This is a genomic window from Blautia ammoniilytica, assembly GCF_025566965.1.
GTDB lineage: Bacteria > Bacillota > Clostridia > Lachnospirales > Lachnospiraceae > Blautia_A > Blautia_A ammoniilytica.
Genome location: NZ_JAOQJL010000053.1, coordinates 1 through 20,129, shown reverse-complemented (window position 1 = coordinate 20,129; position 20,129 = coordinate 1). Strand labels below are relative to the sequence as shown.

Here is a 20,129-nt window from a genome sequence, read left to right as displayed (position 1 = left end):
AGCGCCTTGAGACGCTGGCCTAGCATTAAAGGCTTATAGCCATCCTACGAGCCACCCGTTTCACGGGTGGGGGCGACTATCTCGAAGGACAATAAATCGGGATATTGAAGACCTTTGTAAAGCAGGTATTCCTATAAAAACTGCACAGGGTACCGGTGGTGGTATCAGTATTATGGATGGATATCGTATGGACAGGACGATTTTGAGTTCCAAAGATATGCAGATGATTCTTGAGGGTTTGCGGAGTCTTGACAGTGTGAGCGGAAGCAGGTACTACAGTCAACTGATGGAGAAAATCCAGACCGGATCATCAGAGTTCATCAGTGGAAGAGACTCTATGCTGATTGACTTATCTTCATGGTATAAGGGTTCTCTTGCTCCAAAGATCGAGGTAATCCAGAGTGCAATAGAAAACAGGCGTATCATACGATTTAAGTATTATGCTCCGTCCGGAGAGAGCAACCGAAGGGTAGAACCATATTATCTGGTTTTCCAGTGGTCGAGCTGGTATGTATGGGGGTGGTGTTTAGAACGTAAAGATTACAGGCTGTTCAAACTGAACCGTATGGATTGTGTTGTTGAAACAGACCGTGGATTCTTGCGTAGAGATGTACCAATGCCGGATTTGTCAAATGAGAAGATATTTCCGGGTGGGATGAAGGTAAAAGCTCTTTTCACACCGAATATGAAGTGGCGGCTGGTTGAAGAATTTGGACCGAACTGCTTTACAGAAACGGACGATGGAAGGCTGCTCTTTTCAGCAGACTATACGGATATGGAAAACCTTGTGACATGGCTTATGACATTTGGAGCAAAAGTAGAGGTGCTTGAGCCCGAAGAAGTGCGGGACATTATTCGCAGGAATGCAGAGGAAATATTAAAAATCTATGGAGGATTAGGAAAATGAGATTAGACGGTTTTGGGTTGTTTGTTGATGATATGGCAAAGATGATTCGTTTTTACAAGGATGTTCTCGGATTTGAAATTAAGGGTCTGAATGGTCATTCTGAAATAGCTCTATATGTTGATACTTTTGAAGAGGTGGACGAGGCATACAAGAAGGCTGTGGAAAACGGTGCAACATCTGTGCTTGAACCGGAACTTGAACCTTGGGGACAGAGAACCTGCTATATCGCTGATCCGGAAGGAAATCTGATAGAGATTGGTTCCTGGAATAAGCCTTATGAAGAGAAGGATTTAGAGGGGGGGAAAGGATATGGCTTTTGACTACAAGAAGGAATATAAAGAATTTTATATGCCGAAAGGCACACCGTCTATCGTAACTGTTCCGAAAATGAACTATATAGCGGTAAGGGGAAGCGGCAATCCAAATGATGCAGACGGAGAATACAAGCAGGCTATCGGGCTTCTGTATGGAATTGCATTTACAATTAAAATGAGCAAAAAGGGAGACCATCAGATTGATGGATATTTCGATTATGTCGTGCCGCCATTAGAGGGATTCTGGTGGCAGGATGGAGTATCCGGAATCGATTATGCTCATAAGGAATATTTTAAGTGGATCTCTGTTATTCGATTGCCGGATTTTGTTACCATGGAAGATTTCGACTGGGCTGTCAGGAAAGCTACGGCAAAGAAAAAACAGGATTTTTCTAAGGTTGAGTTTATTTCCTATGAGGAAGGTCTGTGTGTACAGTGTATGCATATCGGATCGTATGACGATGAGCCTGCTACGGTAGATGCAATGCACAGATTTATGGAAGAACAGGGATATACACTTGATATAACGGATCAGAGAATGCACCACGAGATTTATCTGAGTGATGCGCGGAAGGTAGCACCGGAGAAGCTGAGGACTGTAATCAGGCACCCGATAAAGAGAGCCTAAGGGTATGGAGGAAAATAATATGGCATCAACAAAAGAGTATTTGGATTTTGTTATGGAACAATTATCAGGACTGGATGAAGTCAGTAGCAGGGCAATGATGGGCGAATACATCCTTTATTACCGTGGAAGGATTTTTGGTGGAATATATGATGACAGACTTTTGGTGAAGCCGGTTCCGATGGCATTGAGGCTAATGCCAGATGCCGAGATGGAACTGCCATATGATGGTGCTAAAGAAATGATTTTGGTTGATAATGTAGATGATCGGCAGTTTTTGTGTGAACTGGTTGAGAGTATGTGGGAAGAATTGCCGGAAAAGAAAAAGAAGAATATACATTAAGAACTAAGACTTGACAAAATCAAACCAATACTCTATATTTTAAAATGAAGATTTTATACCCAAAAACAGAAAACGTGAATGCGCAAATGAAGCTCAAACCCTTGTGGTTTGGGCTTTTTCTAATTTTGATAGAAACTTGAGAACAATAATTTTCAAAAAGTCAATTATCAATTTGTAATGTTTTTTGAAGGAAAAAGTTCACAAAAGCATTTAGGCAATATTTACAAATTTTTTGAAAAAGGAATAGTTTCGCAAGAGTAACAGAGTGGCAATCGAGTAATATCGGTTGCTTTTTTGTTGCCCAATTTTAGAAATTGTCGATTGCCCCCGGAAGAATGATTTCTAAAAAGTACAAATTTGAAAAGAAATGGAGGAAAAGAAAAGTGAAAGAGTATTCAAAAGGAATTTATGTAAAATTCAAACCGGAAGAGGTGGAGATACTGCATAATCGAATGAAGGAAGTTGGAGTTCAAAACATGAGTGCATATATCAGAAAGATGGCATTGAACGGATATGTGATTATTCCTGAGTGGCCGGATTTGAATCAGGTAATATCCTTGCATTCAAGGATTAGTAATAATCTCAATCAGTATGCAAGGAAAGCAAATGAAACCGGAAAATTGTACGAAGAAGATATTACAGAAATAAAAAAGATGCATAATGAACAAACAAAGTTTCTGAAAAAAATACTTGAGGCAGTAATGTATCTTTATGAGGAAGATTCAAAGAAGAAAAAGTGATTTTATGGTAAAGCGTCAGCGTGGCTCTGCGGTTTATCCGCAGTTCAAGGGGATTGGGGTGCAAGACGTCCGGTGGACGTCTGCTCTGCACGGACCGGAGTGGAACGGAGATCTTCCCCAACAAGCAAAAATGCGCCGGGTATATACCGGAGCACTGCTTGCCAATTTGTAAAAAGAGAAAAGAAAGGATTAAGTTTATGAGAGATTTAGAAAAGGTATGTATTCAACCGAAGTATAACTATTGTACCGGGGAGGAGCGTTTTACTTTCATCAAGCTGCCAAAATGTCTGGTAGAGGATGAAGGCTTTGTTGAACTGTCAATGGATGCAAAGCTTTTATACGCATTCTTTTTAGATCGAGTTTCATTGTCAATAAAAAATGGATGGATTGACAACCAAGGGAGGGTGTTTATCTATTATTCAATAAAAAATATTTGCGAGGATTTGAATTGTGGAACTCAAAAGGCATGCAAGTTATTGGATGAATTGGAAAAGGTGGGAGCACTTGAACGGAAGAGACAGGGATTGGGAAGACCTAACAAGCTGTACCTTAAGAAAATGTTTTGAGAAATAGCCATACCGTAAAAATCAAAATACAAAATATGGAGAAATCACAATTAAGAATTTTGATTTTGACGCATACAGACTTTTGGTATTTACAGGTTTTGAACAGTAAAAATCAAAATCTAATAAGACTAATAATAACAATACTAATTTTAATAATATCTATCTTATCCTATCAGGAAGTGAAGAAACATCACTATGGATGGGATACGATGGATTTCAATGACAATTTCAGAAAGGATTTTAATTATGGTTAAGAATAAAGTGGTTTTAAAAGAAAGAGATGTATGGAGCAATTTAGCAAATTTTATTGGAGAAATGGTAGCAAAGTATGCGGAAGCAATGGACTTGGATAATTTGCCTGATCCGGATTTTTATCTTCGTAGGGAAAGAATAAGACAGTTGTACACGGAGCTATATAAAGAGAAGAATATAACAAAGTTCAGAAATACAAAACTCTCTATTGAAAGAAAAGTTGCAGCATGATACTATAGCCGTATAGACGGATGAATAAATTTATAAATACGGATATGTACGGAATGTTGATGGAGGAAAATCATGATTATCAGTGAAAGAATTTTTTGTGTGATGGAGCAGAAGAACATAACGCAGTTGGAACTCTCAAGAAGAACGGGGATTGCAACGAGTAACATCAGTGACTGGAAGAAGAAAAAGACAAATCCCAAAGCAGACTGCTTGTTGTCTATATGTGATGCATTGGAGATTACTCCCGAACAGCTTTTGACAGGAAAAGGAATTGATCCGGAATATAAGGATGAAAATATGGATTATGAAGTTACTAGGTCGGATATTAAGATTTTAAAGCAGATTCATAGCCTTGGAGATGAGCAATATAAAAGACTCATGGCGTATATGAAAGCCTTGCAGAAGTTGGAGCAGATGGAGAACATGGTGGAGGAATAGAGATGGCAAATAAAATAGTTAGGGAAATCATTCACGCAAAAGGAATTGATATTGGAATTTACACGAAAGATTTTGAAAATGAATATATTTCATTGACAGATATTGCGAAATACAGAAATGATAATGATTCAAGATTTGTTATTCAGAACTAGATGCGAAACAGAAATACAGTTGAGTTTTTGGCTGTTTGGGAAGAACTTCATAATCCAGATTTTAACCGTGTGCAATTCGAGGCGGTTAGAAGTGAGGCAGGATTAAATAGGTGTGTTATGACACCGACCAAATGGATTGAACAGACAAATGCGATTGGAATAGTGTCGAAAGCAGGCAGATATGGTGGAGGAACTTATGCACATAGCGATATTGCAATGGCATTTGCTACATGGATTTCTCCGGAATTTCAACTGTATATTATGAAAGATTACCGCAGGTTAAAACAAGATTAAAATAGTAGATTTTAATTGGACTGGAACTTGAACAGGGCTTTATCAAAGGTGAACTACCGTATTCACACGGATGCGGTGAAGGAAAATTTGATTCCACCAGAGCTAACACCAGAACAGATTGCTTATACATATGCCAGTGAAGCAGATCTTTTAAATGTTGCTTTATTTGGTCAGACTGCAAAGCAATGGAAAAATAATAATCCGGGTAAAAAGGGGAATGTGCGTGATGATGCAAATTTAAATCAGTTGTTGGTGTTGGCAAATATGGAAAGTTATAATGCTATTTTAATTGAGCAGGGGAAATCTCAATCAGAAAGACTTATATTGCTTAGAAATTTGGCAATCAGGCAGATGGATACATTAGTCAGTATCAATCTGTCGGCAGTTTCGGCACTTCCTGGAGGTGATATGTAAATTGAAGAAAGAGAAAATCAAAGTATATTTATACACCCGTGTCTCGACAACCATGCAGATAGATGGCTATTCTCTGGATGCACAGAAAACAAAAATGAAAGCGTTCTGCGACTATAATGAATATGAAATTGCCGGTGAGTATGAGGATGCAAGAAAATCCGGCAAATCAATAGAGGGAAGAGTTTCATTTAATCAGATGATGGAGGATATTAAGTCAGGAAAAGATGGAGTATCTTATGTTCTTGTATTTAAACTTTCCAGATTTGGAAGAAATGCGGCAGATGTACTTGCAACATTACAAGTAATGCAGGATTTTGGAGTGAATCTGATTTGTGTGGAGGACGGAATAGATTCATCCAAAGATGCTGGGAAGCTTATGATATCTGTTCTGTCAGCAGTGGCAGAGATTGAACGTGAGAACATTCGTGTTCAGACCATGGAAGGCAGGATGCAGAAAGCCAGGGAAGGCAAATGGAATGGCGGTTTTGCACCGTATGGGTATTCTCTCATTGATGGAAAATTGGAAGTAAATGAAGAAGAGGCAGTGGCTATCAGAATGATATTTGACAAATATGTAAATACGGATTTGGGTGCAAATGGAATTGCAAAGTATCTTGAAAATCATGGAATCCATAAGATAGCCAGACAGAATGGTAAAAATCCGTTATTTGATGCTGCTCTTATCAGAAGGATTATACAGAATCCGGTTTATAGTGGTAAAATCTCTTATGGAAGAAGACGGACAGAAAAGGTTCATGGTACAAGAAATGAGTATAGGCAGGTTAAGAAAGACGATTACCTGTTAGTAGATGGTCTGCACGAAGCTCTTGTATCAGAAGAAGTATGGGAGCAGGCGCAGGTCAAGGTGGCGGCACAGGCTAAAAAGTATGAAAAGGTCAATCGTGACAAGAGAGAAAAGATTCATCTATTATCAGGAATTTTGAAATGTCCTGTCTGCGGTGCAGGAATGTATGGCAACAAGTCTATTAAGAAACGCAAGGATGGAAGTAACTATAAGGATTTTTATTATTATGGCTGCAAACACAGAAATATGACTAGAGGTCATAAGTGTGATTACAAAAAACAGGTGCATGAAGAAATGCTGGATGCTTCTGTTGCAGAGGTGATTAGTAAACTGGTTAGTAATCCTAAATTTTCGGATTTAATCCGCAACAAAATAAATATGGAAGTAGATACTAGTGCATTAGATCAGGAAATAGAAAATTATAAAATACAATTAAGAAAGCTATATCATAATAAAGATACTATTTTATCAGATATGGATTCTCTTGATTATGAGGATAAGCATTATCAGCGAAGAAAAACAGATTTAGAGAACCATTTGTACAAGACTTATGATAAAATAGATGATGCAGAGGAACTGCTGGTATCTGCAAAGGCTAAGAAACGCTCTCTGCTGGCAGATAAGATTACAGGGGATAACATTTACAAGGCACTCGTGTTCTTTGATAAATTGTATGCTCAAATGAACGAAGCAGAGAAACGGGAGTTCCTGTCGCAGTTAGTGGATAATGTGCAGATTTACGAAGAACGCAAAGAGAATGGTCAGTGGCTGAAATCTATAGAATTTAAGTTGCCGATTATAGAAAAAGAGTTTACACTAAGTTTGGACAATGATACACAAAATGAGACGGTTGTTCTTTTGTCCCAACTGAAACAAAAGCCGGATGATTACATTAATGTCACGATTGAACTTGATGATATGGATATAACATCTGCAGAGACTAAGGCTACATATGATGAGATAAAGAAGTATGTGGCTGAACATAATGCCGGCATGAAGGTTTCCAATCTGTATATCTCACAGGTAAAGAGAAAATGCGGAATTGAGGTTGGAAAGAATTATAATTTACCTAAAAATGAAGATAGCAGGCAACCGCAGTGTCCAGAAGATAAAGAGAGTGCAATTGTGGAGGCATTGAAGCATTTTAAGATGAATAGTTAATAAAGAGAGGTGCAGATGCTATGCCAGGTATACTCGTGGTTGAAGATGATGAAAATTTAAATCGTGGAATTACATTCTCACTGAAAAAATCCGGATATGAGGTTTTTTCAGCAGAATCAGTGAAAAAAGCGAAAAGAATTGCAAGTGATAATAATGTGGATGTTACCATTTGTGATGTGAATCTTCCGGATGGGAATGGACTGGAATTTGTAAGGTGGATGAGATGCAATTATAATACATACATTATTTGTCTTACAGCACTAGATCAGGAGATGGATCAGGTCATGGGATATGAAGCAGGGGCAGATGATTATATTACAAAGCCGTTTAGTCTTTCGGTACTTCTTTTGAAAATAGAAGCACATTTCCGCCGCAGACAGGAGAAAACGGAAGCCGGAAAGATGATTTCGGGAGATATCGTATTTATCGCAGGAGAAATGAAAGTCCTGATAAAGAGTCGTGAAATCAGTCTGACAAAAACGGAGTTGAAAATGCTGACTTTTTTTCTTCAGAATCCGAAACAGATTCTTTCAAAAACACAAATATTGGAAAATGTGTTTGATCTGGAAGGGGATTTTGTGGATGAAAATACAATCGCTGTCAATATCAGAAGACTCCGTGAGAAAATCGAAGACAATCCGGCTGCACCGGTCTATATAAAGAATGTCAGAGGTCTTGGGTATATATGGAATCAGGAGGTAAGGCAGTGACAAAGAGATATCGCAAGAAGATTACAGTAGTGCTCTCCTTGGTATTACCTGTCATATTATTGTTTGCAATATTAAATTGCTTTACCACGTATGTGTTTTATGAAGATTATAAATATAAAATGAATCTTATGACAGAGATTGCTGCAAAGGAAGAATTTTCCGGGCTGGATGCTGTTTCGGAATTGCTTAAGGATAAGGATATTGAAACTAACGAACAGGGAAGGCGATTATTGGAGCAATATGGATACTGGGGGAATAAAGGGAATGCATTTTATTCGCAATTCCGGCATCAGGTTATGGTGACCGGTGCTGTAAGCACTGTGATATGCGTGCTTCTTTTGACTTTTTTACTTTATTGGAAGAAAAAAGAAGATGCGTGTCATCAGAAAATTTTAGACCAGTTGGAAGAAATTCTGATCAGATTCCGTGAAAATAAATTTGATGATTTACTGAAAACGGAAAATCATGCAGAACTGGAAAAATTGAATGATCAGCTTGAAGCAATTGGACATCATATTCAGTTGATAAAGGAAGAAGCAAGGGCAGAAAAGGAGAACACGAAAGAAATGGTTTCTGATATTTCTCACCAGTTAAAGACACCGGTTGCAGCTTTGGATACATGTTTTAGTGTGCTGATGCAGAATGACTTAAGTGCCACAGAACAGGAGGAGTTTCGTATCCGTTGTCGGAGTGCTCTGGATGGACTGGAGACATTATTGCAGTCGCTTCTTGAAATATCCAAGATGGAAACTGGACTGATTCAGATTAATAAGAAAAAACTTCCGCTTATGGATACTGTCATATCTGCTGTGAACCGCACTTATCCTAAAGCGGATGAGAAAGAAATTGAATTTGTTTTTGACTATGAAAAAGAGCTGGAAACATGCACGATTATGCAGGATAAAAGGTGGCTTGGTGAAGCTGTGATCAACGTTCTGGATAATGCGGTCAAGTACAGTCCGTGTGGTTCAAAAATATTTATCCGGTTACAAAAAAGAAACGATCTTGTAAGAATGGAAATTGAGGATCAGGGAATTGGTATTCCGCAGAATGAGTATCACAAAATTTTTCAACGATTTTACAGAGGAAGTTCCAGGGAGGTCATGGAAAAGAGTGGTACAGGAATCGGACTTTTTCTATCGAGAGAAATTATCGAAAAGCACGCAGGTATGATTACGGTAACCTCCGGCAAAAAGAAAAAAGGAAGCACGTTTGTGATTCAATTACCATATGTTAGTTAAATTTTAAATGAGCAGAAATCTTACAATTCTGTAAGACTTCTGCTCGTTTTTGAAAGTGAAATGAAAGATTATCCTGATACAATTTGGATGTAGGTTGAAAAATGACCAAATATATAAACAGGCAAAGAAAGCGTGTTGAAAAGGTACGTTTTACAGAATTGAAAAGGAGGTAGCACATTGAGTGTGATATTAGAAACCAAGCAGCTTTGTAAGTTTTATGGCGCAGGTGAGAATCAGGTCAAAGCGGTCAATCAGGTGGACATTCAGATTGAGCAGGGAGAATTTGTCGCAATTGTCGGAAAGTCAGGTTCCGGTAAAAGTACATTACTTCATATGCTTGGAGGGCTAGACACCCCGACAAAAGGCAGTGTTACTTTAGCAGGGAAAGATTTATACAGGATGAAGGAAGATGCCCTTGCTGTTTTCCGCAGAAGAAAAATCGGATTTGTTTTTCAGGCATTTAATCTGGTTTCATCTGTTAATGTCTGGGAAAATATTGTACTGCCACTGGGGCTGGATGGAAGAAAAGTGGATGAAGCGTATGTAAATGATATTATTGCAACTCTGGGGATTGAAAACCGGATTTATAATCTGCCAAATCAGTTATCCGGAGGACAGCAGCAGAGAGTAGCAATTGCAAGAGCACTGGTGAATCGTCCGGAAATTATATTTGCAGATGAGCCGACAGGAAATCTTGATTCTAAGACCAGTGATGAGGTAATCGCCCTGCTTAAGATGACAGCAAAAAAATATGGACAGACAATTGTAATGATTACCCATGATGACGAAATTGCACAGGTCGCTGACCGTATTCTGGTGATTGAGGACGGACAGGTGGTGGATTTCAGATGAAGACAATAAGCAGGATTGCATATAGCAATGACAAAAGGAACAGGACAAGAAGTATACTGATCATGATGGCAATCTGTCTGACCACGATGCTGCTTGTTATCATCAGTACTGTGGGAAATGGAATGATCCGTTTACAGAAAAGTCAGGCGGCAGGCTCATATGGAAGCAATTATGGTTTGTTTGTCGCAGCAGACGGATCGCAGTTAAAAGAAGTAAACCGCCGTGCGGAAATAGATGCTACAGGCACTATGTGCACCGAAGGTATCATAAAAGGCAACGAAAACGGTGGTTTTGTCTGCATGGATGAGACTGCAAGAAAAATGCTTCCCTATAATAAGGAATATGAGTTAAAGGAAGGAAAGTATCCGGGGGGAACGCAGGAAATTGCCGCAGGAAGAGCATTTTTTAGCGAAATGGGATATGATGATGTAAAGGTCGGAGATACGGTTACACTGGATTACCGCACAGGCATGCAGTCGGAATACGCACCGGTGGAATTTACTGTCAGCGGGATTTTATATGACCGGGATGAATATACCATCGAGGCTTCCTATGTTGTATTCGGTTCGCAGGATTTTTATAATGAGCGTGTTGCGGAGGGTGACAGGCAATATAATATCTATTTTACCTTGAACGATTCTGCAAATGTATCTATGAATAATGTTGCGCCTGTTATAAAAGAAATCGCGGATTCCTGCGGCATTGACCAGAAAAACGTGATCATCAATGACCTCTACCTGCAGTGGATATTGCAGCCGAGTTATGAAACGATTGCGGTATGCGGGGTTGTGATTCTTGCAATTGTACTTTTCTCTGTTGTGGTCATTTATAATATTTTTCAGGTCGGTATTGCCAACAAGATACAGGAGTATGGAAAAATCAAGGCTCTGGGAGCGACAAAAAAGCAGATGAAACAACTGATCTTCAGAGAGGGCATTTTTTTGACATTTTTTTCAATACCAGTTGGATTGCTTTTTGGCTTTCTGATTGCAAAATGCGGTTTTAACTGGCTGGTAGAACAGGGGAACCTTGTATCAACCGGAACTGGCTCTATGGGAGTCCAAAATCAGCAGATGCCACTGTTTTCCCTGCCTGTTATGCTTCTATGTATTTTCGTGTCATTTTTTACCGTTGCTTTGGCGCTGCGTAAACCAATGAAAATTGTTTCACGGATTTCACCTATCGAAGCAACACGGTATTTAGAAAATGCAGAAACACAAAAAAAAGGAAAACGAAATGGCAGAAAAAATGTCACCGTGTTTTCTATGGCAATGGCAAATGTAACGGGTAATCCCAAAAGAACTATTGGTACTATCCTCACAATGGGTTTTTCTTGCGTATTGTTTGTGATTATCTCTAATTATGTGGGAAATATTGACACGGAGCATGAAGCACGTCTTTCCGTTAATCATGGACAATTTGAACTGCAGCTTGACTATTCTGCTGAGTATGATGAAAGATATCCTGAGAATAATCTGGATACGATTCTGACGGATAATCCATTGAATGATTCAATGATTGAAGAAATCAAAAGCATTCCAGGAGTGACAGATGTCATGACGAGAGAGATTGTCTCTGTAAATCTGAACGGAACAAGATTTCCGGCTGATATTGTGAGTAAAAATGATTTTGATTTTATGCGCCAAGACGGGGATATTGGCTCTATGGACTATGATCAGGCGGTAAAGAATGGTGAAATTTTCTTTGGTTGGTTGATGTGGATGGAACAAGATGGATATGCTCCGGGTGAATCCATTGCATTTGACTTTGAGAATGGAAGTGAAACCTATACCTATCAGGGAAAGATTGCAGGATCCTTTGTAAGCGCGGACACTTATCTTGTCATTCCGGAAGGTGTATACCGTTCCATGAATCCGAGAGGAACAGCCTATGGCTATCTGTGGGTGGACTGTGATAAAAAAGATGTGGCATCTGTAGAACAAAGTCTGAATACTTTGATTTCTAATACTTCGCATATAAAAATGGATACCTATCATGCACAGTTACAATCTGCCGAATTTGCAAGCAGCATGATGAAGCTTGGCTGTTATCTGTTTATGGCGGTTGTAGGACTCATCGGTTTTATGAATATGGCAAACACCATAATCATGAATATTACGACAAAAAAGCAGGAATATGGTGTATTACAGGCTGTGGGTATGACAAATAAACAATTAAATTTATGTCTGCAGTTACAGGGAATGATGTTTACGGTTGGTACCATATGCGTAGCTTTGATCATTGGTCTGCCGCTCGGCTATGCACTTTTTTCCTATGCAAAACATAATGGAATATTTGGAATGAATATCTATCATGTTCCAATCGTACCAATTTTTATTATGATTTTTTTGGTCGGTCTGTTGCAGATTGTACTTTCCTGCGTTTTAAGCAGTAATCTGAAAAAGGAAACGCTGGTAGAAAGAATAAGGTATCAGGGATAGCAAGTAATATGTAATGAACTAGGTCTTAACGAAGAGGAGAAATAGATAACTTCCATTTTGTATGTATGATAAATCTAAACAGTATTTTAGCAACATTTCCTGAGTGGGGGCAGAAAGTGCCCCCACTTTCACTATTTGGGGGCGAAAAGCGCCACCATATATCATAAATGATGGGTTCAAGGGAAAAATCCCTTGCTAGAACAGCATTTGGATGGAGACATCTCTAATGCGTATCTAGCCGTCAACCTAAGAAGTATCAAGGCAGCCAAAACAGCAGATTAATCATGCAACATTTCCTACTGGTTAATTAAATTGAATAGAAATTAAACACTGTTCAATTGAGCAATCTATATGAATCTGATATGCTGAGTATTGAGTGGATTGTCAGCAGCTGCCGGGGGAATGGTAGGCAAGAGACTTGGCAGGAAAGAATATATTTATTGTTACTTGTTCTGATTCCGCCATTCTCGAGGAGAAATACCATAAATATTTTTAAAGGCACGGGAAAAATGAAGCTGGTTTTCATATCCCACAGCAGAACTAATGTCTGCAATAGACAAGGATGTCAGCTTTAATAATTCGGTAGCCTTTACCATACGGTAGTTCATAAGAAATTCCTGCGGAGAGCGGCCAATTGAGTTGCGGAAGATTTTTCCAAAATAGCTCCGGTTGATGCCGCATACTGCAGCGATATCTTCTATTGAAATGTTATTCTGAAAATTCTGTTCAATATAATTGATTGCTTCTTTTATATAATAATCACTCATGCGTCCACTGGAGACTAGCTTAGTAGATTTGGCTGACTGCAGCAGATAGTCTATAAACAGATACAGATGACCAATGAGATGAAAAGAAGATTCATTAGGATGATTTACGATATAATTCATTTCATCGGCAAGTTTTTCACGCAATTCTTTGGAGTGGGAATGATAAACAGGTGCATTCTTACACAAATCTGTGACACCTAAAGCCTCTTTTATGCGCAAGCCATCAAATTCAATCCACATATATTCCCACGGAAGCCGTTCATCCGCAATGTAGGTGTTAATCTGACCTGGAAAAATCATAAATCCCTGTCCGCTTTTTACGGAATAAGTCTGTGTTATGCCTTTTGCATCGTCTGCCATAAGTGTTCCGGTTCCGGAAAGAACGTAGTGGAACAGGTAGTGATTGCGTGTTGCAGGACCAAAAGAATGGCCAGGGTCACATTTTTCATATCCAAATTGATACATACACAAATCGATAAAGTTCTCATTTGGAAAAATATTAAATAATATATTGCTCATAAAATGCTCCTTATATACTTTATATACCAAAATGCGATATCAACATCTATTATAACATAAAATATTGTATTTTGGCATAAAATATAAAAAAATGCTGATATTTTAGGTCGCATAAAGGTATGTTATAATTGGGTTATCAATAGAAAGGCGGCTATCTTACAGAAAAGGAGAGAGGAATATGGCAAAAAGAAGTATTTTTCGTGGTTTTGCGGCTGTGTTTGCATTTGGCATGTGCATAACAGGATTTACCGGATGCAGTGGTAAAAAAAGCACAGACGGAAAAACCGAGATCGAAGTGGTTTCCTATAAGCCGGAAGCAGTTAAGGCATTTGAAAGAATTGCAGAGAGGTTTAATGAAGCGCATGATGACATTCATCTGACGATTTCATCGCCAAATGAAGCAATGACTATTTTAAAGACACGTTTTATCCGGGAGGATTATCCGGATATCATCGCAATCGGAGGAGATATCAACTATTCCAACTTTTTAGATGCAGACCTGTTTGAAGATATTTCTGATCTGGATGAGGTCCAGACGGTAAAGCAGGCATATCTGGATATGGACAAGGAACTGGAATTTATTCCAAAGGATGGTACGTATGCTCTTCCATATGTGGCAAATGCGGCAGGAATTTTATATAACAAAGATATATTTGAGGAAAATGGCTGGAATGTTCCGACTACATGGCAGGAATTTACAACATTATGTGATGAAATTAAGCAAAGCGGAGTACTTCCATTGTATCTGGGCTTCAAAGATACATGGACATGTCTGGCTCCTTGGAATGCACTGGCGGTCGGACTTACTGATTCGGATACTTGCAACCAGGTAAATATGGGAAATACCACATTTGCTGATACGTATGGACCAGTAGCAGAAAAGATGCGGGCACTTTTGGATTATGCAGAAAAAAATCCGTATGCATACGGTTATAACGATGCATGCACAGCATTTGCCCGTGGGGAATCTGTCATGTTTCCCATTGGAAGTTATGCAATCCCACAGATCAAATCAGTCAATCCGGATATGAATATCGGTTCTTTTACATTTCCGGCAAATGATGTGGAATCAGACAATGTTTTAAATTCAGGAATTGATCTGCAGTTCTCTGTGATGAAAGCATGTAAAAATAAAGAAGCAGCATATGAAGTTTTAAAATATCTGTATGAAGATGAGACTATTCAGGTTTATCTGGATGATCAGGGTGGGATTGCCTGCAAAGAAGGAGATTTTGCAATTCCGGAAACCCTTGAGGATATGCGTCCTTATATTGAAGATAACCGCATGGCAGATTATCAGGATCATCATTATCCAAGTGAAATGAGCGTGGATGCCATGATACAGACATTCTTACTGGATGAAAGCGATAATGCACAGGAAAAGTTCCTGAAAAAATTTGATTCCGACTGGAAGCGCTACAACCGGGATTTGATTCGGAAAGTACAGGATTATCAGAAAGAACAGGAGGATGCACAATGAAAAAGAAAATGTCAAACAGGGATAAAACATTTTGGGCAGTTATTATACCAGTTCTGATCTTGTTTTTTACATTCAATACACTTCCAATGATCAAAGGCGTGATCTACAGCTTTACTAATTATAAAGGATATGGAACCTACGATTATGTTGGCATCCGGAACTATGCAGATCTCTTTACCGATATCCGTGTGGGCAAAAGTTATCTGTTTACATTTAAATATGCACTGGCAGGAACTGTATTGGTAAATGTACTAAGCCTGATCATGGCAGTGGGATTAAACGGTGCCATCCGTTTCAAAAGTGCATTGCGTGGGCTTTATTTTGTACCGAATATTTTAGGCGGACTTGTTATCGGTTATATTTTCAGTTTTATTTTTACTTATATTCTTCCAACTGTGGGAACGGTGTTTCATATTGGATTTTTACAGAATAGTATTCTTGCAAGTGAAAAACATGCATGGATCGGTGTACTGATCGTGGGTGTATGGCAGGCAGTTGCCATGAATACCATTATTTATATTTCTGGTCTGCAGACTGTTCCGGAGGAAGTTTACGAGGCAAGTATGCTTGATGGGGCAAGTAAATGGAAACAGTTCTGGAAAGTAACCTTTCCGCTGGTTATGCCTTTTGTAACGATTAATCTGGTATTGAGCACAAAGAATTTTCTCATGGTATTCGATCAGATCATGTCATTGACTAAGGGAGGCCCGGCACAAAGCACCGAATCCATCTCTTATCTGATTTATAAAAATGGTATGGATGGTGGACAGTTTGGATTCCAGAGTGCAAATGCAGTCATTTTCTTTATAGTGATCGTGGCGATTTCAATTTTCCAGATGACGATCATGAATAAGAAGGAGGAGCAGTTATGATAAAAGAAAAAAAGAAAACAAACTGGGTACTTACGATTGTTCTGATTTTGGGAACTGTTACAGTATTATTTCCGCTGTATATGGCAGTGATCATTGCATTTAAGAATCCCAGTGAAATGACCAACGATGTGGCAGGGGCACTATCCTTCCCGAAACAGTGGAGTTTTGATAATTTCCGCCAGGCAATGGAAGTAACTGATTTCTGGCACTCTCTTGGAAACAGTTTACTGATTACACTGGTAACGATTGTGCTGGCTATATTGATCCATTCAATTGCTGGCTTTGTGATTGGGCGCGGCATGGCAAGAAGAAAAAGCTTTCGTTTTATCTATTTGTATATTGTCAGTGGTATGTTTGTTCCTTTTTCTATTTTAATGATGCCGCTGGTAAAGCAGACGGCGCAAATGGGACTTGGAAACCGTGCTGGTGTTATCCTGTTGTATCTGGTATTTTATATGCCTATGAATGTCCTGCTTTACAGTGGATATTTAAAAAATATTCCGATAGCACTTGAGGAGGCAGCAGATATTGACGGAGCCAGCACATGGATCACTTATTGGAAAGTTGTATTTCCAATGATGATGCCAATGCATGCAACAGTTGCAATCCTGACAGCTCTTGGAACCTGGAATGATGTTATGACACCGCTTGTGATCATGTCCGGAACCGGACAGAATACACTGCCGCTTGCACAGCTTAATTTCCAGACACAGTTTGGAACTAATTACAATCTGGCATTTGCTTCGTATATTCTGGCATTGATTCCAATTCTGATTTTTTATGTGATTTGTCAGAAACAGATTTTAAATGGCGTGGCAAATGGTGCAGTCAAAGGATAAAGAATAAAATGAGGTGATTTCTATGGCAATTATATATGATCCAAATAAAAAGATATTTACCCTGCATACGGCTCATACAACCTATCAGATGCAGGTTGATTCACTGGGATATCTGCTGCATCTATACTACGGAGATAAAACAAACGGTTTCATGGATTATCTTTTAACCTATGCAGACCACGGGTTTTCCGGAAATCCTTATGCTGCCGGCATGAACCGTACCTATTCGCTGGATGTGCTGCCACAGGAGTATCCTTCCCTTGGAACAGGGGATTACCGCAATATTGCTTTGAATGTAAAAAGCTGCAAAGGTGTTGAAAGTGCTGATTTGCTTTTCAAAAGCTATGAGATCCGAAATGGTAAATACCAGTTACAGGGACTTCCGGCTGTCTGGGCAGCCGAAAATGAAGCACAGACTCTGGAAATTGTTCTTGCAGATGAAAATGCAAAGGTTGAGGTGCATCTGCTGTATGGCGTGCTGGAAGAAAATGATGTTATTACCAGAAGTGTCCAGATTAAAAATATAGGAACTGAGCAGATTACCATTGAGAAAGCAGCGGCAGCCTGCCTGGATTTTGTGCAGGGAGATTTTGACGTCCTGCGGTTTTACGGGAAGCATGCCATGGAGCGGAGTTTAGAGCGCACTCCACTGGGACATGGAACCACTTCTTTTGGCAGCCGCAGGGGAACATCCAGCCATCAGTATAATCCGGCAGTGATTCTGGCTGAAAAAGGGACAACGGAGGTGGCAGGCAGCTGCTATGGAATGTTGTTTGTATACAGTGGGAATTTCTTATGTGAAGCAGAAAAAGACCAGTTTAACCAGACACGCCTGCTTCTTGGATTAAATGATGAACTGTTTTCATATCCGCTTGCAGGTGGAGAAGTATTTACGGTACCGGAAGTTATTTTGTCCTATTCAGCAAATGGACTGTCTGCATTGTCACAGCAATATCATAACTGCATCCGCAATCATGTATGCCGTAGCAAATATGTCCATGTGTCGCGACCGGTTCTGATCAATAGCTGGGAGGCAGCATATTTCGATTTTACGGGGGATACGATCGTGGATCTTGCCAAAGAAGCTGCTTCCCTTGGAATTGATATGGTAGTGATGGATGATGGCTGGTTCGGGAAAAGAAATGATGACAATTCTTCCCTGGGTGACTGGCAGGTAAATGAAAAGAAGCTGCAGGGCAGCCTGGCAGATCTTATTAACCGGGTGCATGATCAGGGCGTGAAATTTGGCATCTGGATTGAGCCGGAGATGGTTAATGAAGACAGTGACCTTTACCGGACACATCCGGACTGGGCAATTCAGATTCCGGGGAAAAAGCCGGTGCGCTCCAGAAATCAGTTAGTGCTTGATTTTTCTAGAAAAGAAGTGAGAGACTGTATATTTGACCAGATTTGCAACGTGTTGGACCAGGGAAAAATTGATTATGTAAAATGGGATATGAACCGTAGCATGTCAGATGTATATGCCGGAAATCTTTCCTATGATTATGTAATTGGTATTTATGACTTTTTGGATCGTCTGTGCAGCCGGTATCCGGATCTTCTGCTGGAGGGATGCAGTGGTGGCGGTGGCAGATTTGATGCGGGAATGCTTTATTATTCCCCGCAAATCTGGTGCAGTGACAATACTGATGCAATCAATCGCACAAGAATCCAGTATGGAACTTCGTTTTTCTATCCGGTTTCTGCAATGGGAGCACATGTTTCAGCGGTGCCGAATCATCAGACCGGACGTGTAACAAGCTTCCATACCCGTGGAGTGACGGCAATGGCGGGAGCTTTCGGTTACGAATTGAACCCGGCACTATTATCCGATGAGGAAAAGCAGCAGATCAGAGAGCAGGTCCTTACTTACAAAAAGTATGAAATGCTTATTAACGAGGGGACTTACTGGCGGTTGTCCGATCCGTTTAAAGATGAGATTGCGGCATGGATGTGGGTATCAGAAGAACAGACTCATGCACTGGTAAGTGTGGTGCGTCTTATGGCAGAGGCAAATCAGGCAGCTGTTTATGTCCGCTTGCATGGATTAAAGCCGGATGCTGTTTATCTGGAAGAACAAAGCGGAAGACAGTATTTTGGTGCAGCACTTATGCATGCAGGAATTTCGCTTCCACCATTTATCCGGGAATATGAGGCGTATCAGTTTTCTTTTACGGAGTTGAAAGAGACAGGAAATAAGAAATAATATGTGATTTTTGGTAATTGTGCATCTGACTCATTACTTAACGTGATGAGCCAGATGTGCAATTTTTTATATAATAAAAATTACTACGTAATGTTCCAATTACATAAAAAAGAAAAAAAGGCGAACTGATGTTTACTTAAGTTCATACATATTGTATAATCATCTCATGGAAAAAGATATATTGAATATAGAAAATACTTGGAGAGAATCAGTGTATGTTTAAAAAATTGGTATTGGTGCAGGCAATCCTGCTTTTTTTTCAGATCCTGCTGTATTTCGGATGCGAGCTTTTTCAGAGGAGGATCCATGATGTAAAACGTCCAGTGGATGCGAAGATTCCTTTTCTTCCATGGACGGTATTGCCTTATTGCTTCTGGTTTCCGCTGATCGCTGTTTATCCGCTGGTGGTTTTCCAGACGGATTCTTATTCATATTGCAGTTACTTGATGACCATGGTGATAGAAATCGTGTTTAGTGTAGCATGTTATTTGATCTATCCCACTTCTTTTCAGAGACCGGTGCCGCCAGATGGCTTCTGGGGGGATTTTATGAAGCTTATTTATCATGGCAGCTACCGTGGACTGAACTGTGCACCAAGCTTGCATTGTTCCAGTTGTTTTCTGATTATCTGTACTTCTTTTATATGTGTGGGAATGAACCCGTGGATTCGTATAGTGACAGTTTCGATTGCTGTCATGATCGTATTGTCAACTCTTACAACCAAACAGCATACGTTAATCGATGTGCTGACGGCAGTTCCGCTTTTTTTGATCAGCAGGATCCTGGGAATTATGTTGGCAGACCAGTATTATGTACAGTTTCTTACATTTATTGGAAAATAAAATGTAATCGCACATCCCTCACTATTAGGATAATCATCTAGGCGTTTGCGAAACGCCACAACACCGCATAAATACGGCATTTTTTGTTACCTAAAAACAAATAACTCCTCACTGGACA

The 20,129-nt window shown here is 39.6% G+C and carries 18 protein-coding genes and 2 pseudogenes; 19 read left to right on the top strand and 1 reads right to left on the bottom strand.

All coding sequences use genetic code 11. The features are described from left to right. Positions 1-76: 76 nt before the first annotated feature. From OCV61_RS17415 to OCV61_RS17350, 14 genes and pseudogenes are all read left to right on the top strand, one after another. Positions 77-907: pseudogene (locus OCV61_RS17415) on the top strand (helix-turn-helix transcriptional regulator); the annotation flags it as partial. Beyond that, entirely contained in the window at positions 904-1,227 is a 324-nt protein-coding gene (locus OCV61_RS17410; RefSeq protein WP_158422831.1) for a VOC family protein, read from the top strand. The pseudogene OCV61_RS17415 and the gene OCV61_RS17410, both read left to right, overlap by 4 nt. Continuing rightward, positions 1,217-1,849 carry a GyrI-like domain-containing protein gene (locus OCV61_RS17405; protein ID WP_158422830.1) on the top strand — a complete coding sequence of 211 codons (633 nt, stop codon included), beginning with the start codon at positions 1,217-1,219 and terminating at the stop codon, positions 1,847-1,849. Before OCV61_RS17410 ends, OCV61_RS17405 begins: the two co-directional genes overlap by 11 nt. A gap of 19 nt (positions 1,850-1,868) precedes the next feature. Further along, positions 1,869-2,189, top strand: a complete 321-nt coding sequence (locus OCV61_RS17400) for a TfoX/Sxy family protein (RefSeq protein WP_158422829.1) — start codon at positions 1,869-1,871, stop codon at positions 2,187-2,189. 383 nt (positions 2,190-2,572) lie between these two features. Further along, positions 2,573-2,929 carry a plasmid mobilization protein gene (locus tag OCV61_RS17395; protein WP_262583329.1) on the top strand — a complete coding sequence of 119 codons (357 nt, stop codon included), beginning with the start codon at positions 2,573-2,575 and terminating at the stop codon, positions 2,927-2,929. Positions 2,930-3,126: 197 nt separating this feature from the next. Continuing rightward, on the top strand, positions 3,127-3,495 hold the full coding sequence (locus tag OCV61_RS17390) for a replication initiator protein A (RefSeq protein ID WP_203226955.1): 369 nt from the start codon (positions 3,127-3,129) through the stop codon (positions 3,493-3,495). A gap of 219 nt (positions 3,496-3,714) precedes the next feature. Continuing rightward, positions 3,715-3,978 carry a hypothetical protein gene (locus tag OCV61_RS17385; RefSeq protein WP_158422827.1) on the top strand — a complete coding sequence of 88 codons (264 nt, stop codon included), beginning with the start codon at positions 3,715-3,717 and terminating at the stop codon, positions 3,976-3,978. 72 nt (positions 3,979-4,050) lie between these two features. Next, positions 4,051-4,416: a helix-turn-helix domain-containing protein gene (locus tag OCV61_RS17380; protein ID WP_158422826.1), complete on the top strand. Its 366-nt coding sequence runs from the start codon at positions 4,051-4,053 to the stop codon at positions 4,414-4,416. A gap of 2 nt (positions 4,417-4,418) precedes the next feature. Then, positions 4,419-5,276 (top strand): annotated as a pseudogene (locus OCV61_RS18880) (KilA-N domain-containing protein). 1 nt (position 5,277) lies between these two features. After that, positions 5,278-7,242 carry a recombinase family protein gene (locus OCV61_RS17370; protein ID WP_158422825.1) on the top strand — a complete coding sequence of 655 codons (1,965 nt, stop codon included), beginning with the start codon at positions 5,278-5,280 and terminating at the stop codon, positions 7,240-7,242. 20 nt (positions 7,243-7,262) lie between these two features. Next, positions 7,263-7,952: a response regulator transcription factor gene (locus OCV61_RS17365; protein ID WP_158422824.1), complete on the top strand. Its 690-nt coding sequence runs from the start codon at positions 7,263-7,265 to the stop codon at positions 7,950-7,952. After that, complete coding sequence (locus OCV61_RS17360; protein WP_158422823.1) at positions 7,928-9,193, top strand: sensor histidine kinase; 1,266 nt, start codon at positions 7,928-7,930, stop codon at positions 9,191-9,193. The genes OCV61_RS17365 and OCV61_RS17360 overlap by 25 nt, the downstream gene beginning before the upstream one ends. A 177-nt stretch (positions 9,194-9,370) precedes the next feature. After that, positions 9,371-10,045 carry an ABC transporter ATP-binding protein gene (locus OCV61_RS17355; RefSeq protein ID WP_006426335.1) on the top strand — a complete coding sequence of 225 codons (675 nt, stop codon included), beginning with the start codon at positions 9,371-9,373 and terminating at the stop codon, positions 10,043-10,045. Continuing rightward, positions 10,042-12,486: an ABC transporter permease gene (locus tag OCV61_RS17350; protein ID WP_158422822.1), complete on the top strand. Its 2,445-nt coding sequence runs from the start codon at positions 10,042-10,044 to the stop codon at positions 12,484-12,486. Before OCV61_RS17355 ends, OCV61_RS17350 begins: the two co-directional genes overlap by 4 nt. 443 nt (positions 12,487-12,929) lie before the next feature. Here OCV61_RS17350 and OCV61_RS17345 read toward each other — a convergent pair whose 3' ends face one another. Continuing rightward, positions 12,930-13,772: an AraC family transcriptional regulator gene (locus OCV61_RS17345; protein ID WP_158422821.1), complete on the bottom strand. Its 843-nt coding sequence runs from the start codon at positions 13,770-13,772 to the stop codon at positions 12,930-12,932. Between the two features lie 178 nt (positions 13,773-13,950). Between OCV61_RS17345 and OCV61_RS17340 the strand changes: the two genes are divergently transcribed. The 5 genes from OCV61_RS17340 to OCV61_RS17320 all read left to right on the top strand — a co-directional run bounded on the left by OCV61_RS17340 (position 13,951) and on the right by OCV61_RS17320 (position 20,011). Then, on the top strand, positions 13,951-15,252 hold the full coding sequence (locus OCV61_RS17340) for an ABC transporter substrate-binding protein (RefSeq protein ID WP_158422820.1): 1,302 nt from the start codon (positions 13,951-13,953) through the stop codon (positions 15,250-15,252). Further along, positions 15,249-16,124: a carbohydrate ABC transporter permease gene (locus OCV61_RS17335; RefSeq protein WP_158422819.1), complete on the top strand. Its 876-nt coding sequence runs from the start codon at positions 15,249-15,251 to the stop codon at positions 16,122-16,124. The genes OCV61_RS17340 and OCV61_RS17335 overlap by 4 nt, the downstream gene beginning before the upstream one ends. Continuing rightward, entirely contained in the window at positions 16,121-16,963 is an 843-nt protein-coding gene (locus tag OCV61_RS17330; RefSeq protein WP_158422818.1) for a carbohydrate ABC transporter permease, read from the top strand. The genes OCV61_RS17335 and OCV61_RS17330 overlap by 4 nt, the downstream gene beginning before the upstream one ends. 22 nt (positions 16,964-16,985) lie before the next feature. Then, positions 16,986-19,169: an alpha-galactosidase gene (locus OCV61_RS17325; protein WP_158422817.1), complete on the top strand. Its 2,184-nt coding sequence runs from the start codon at positions 16,986-16,988 to the stop codon at positions 19,167-19,169. 215 nt (positions 19,170-19,384) lie between these two features. Beyond that, positions 19,385-20,011, top strand: a complete 627-nt coding sequence (locus tag OCV61_RS17320; protein ID WP_158422816.1) for a phosphatase PAP2 family protein — start codon at positions 19,385-19,387, stop codon at positions 20,009-20,011. Positions 20,012-20,129 lie beyond the last annotated feature (118 nt).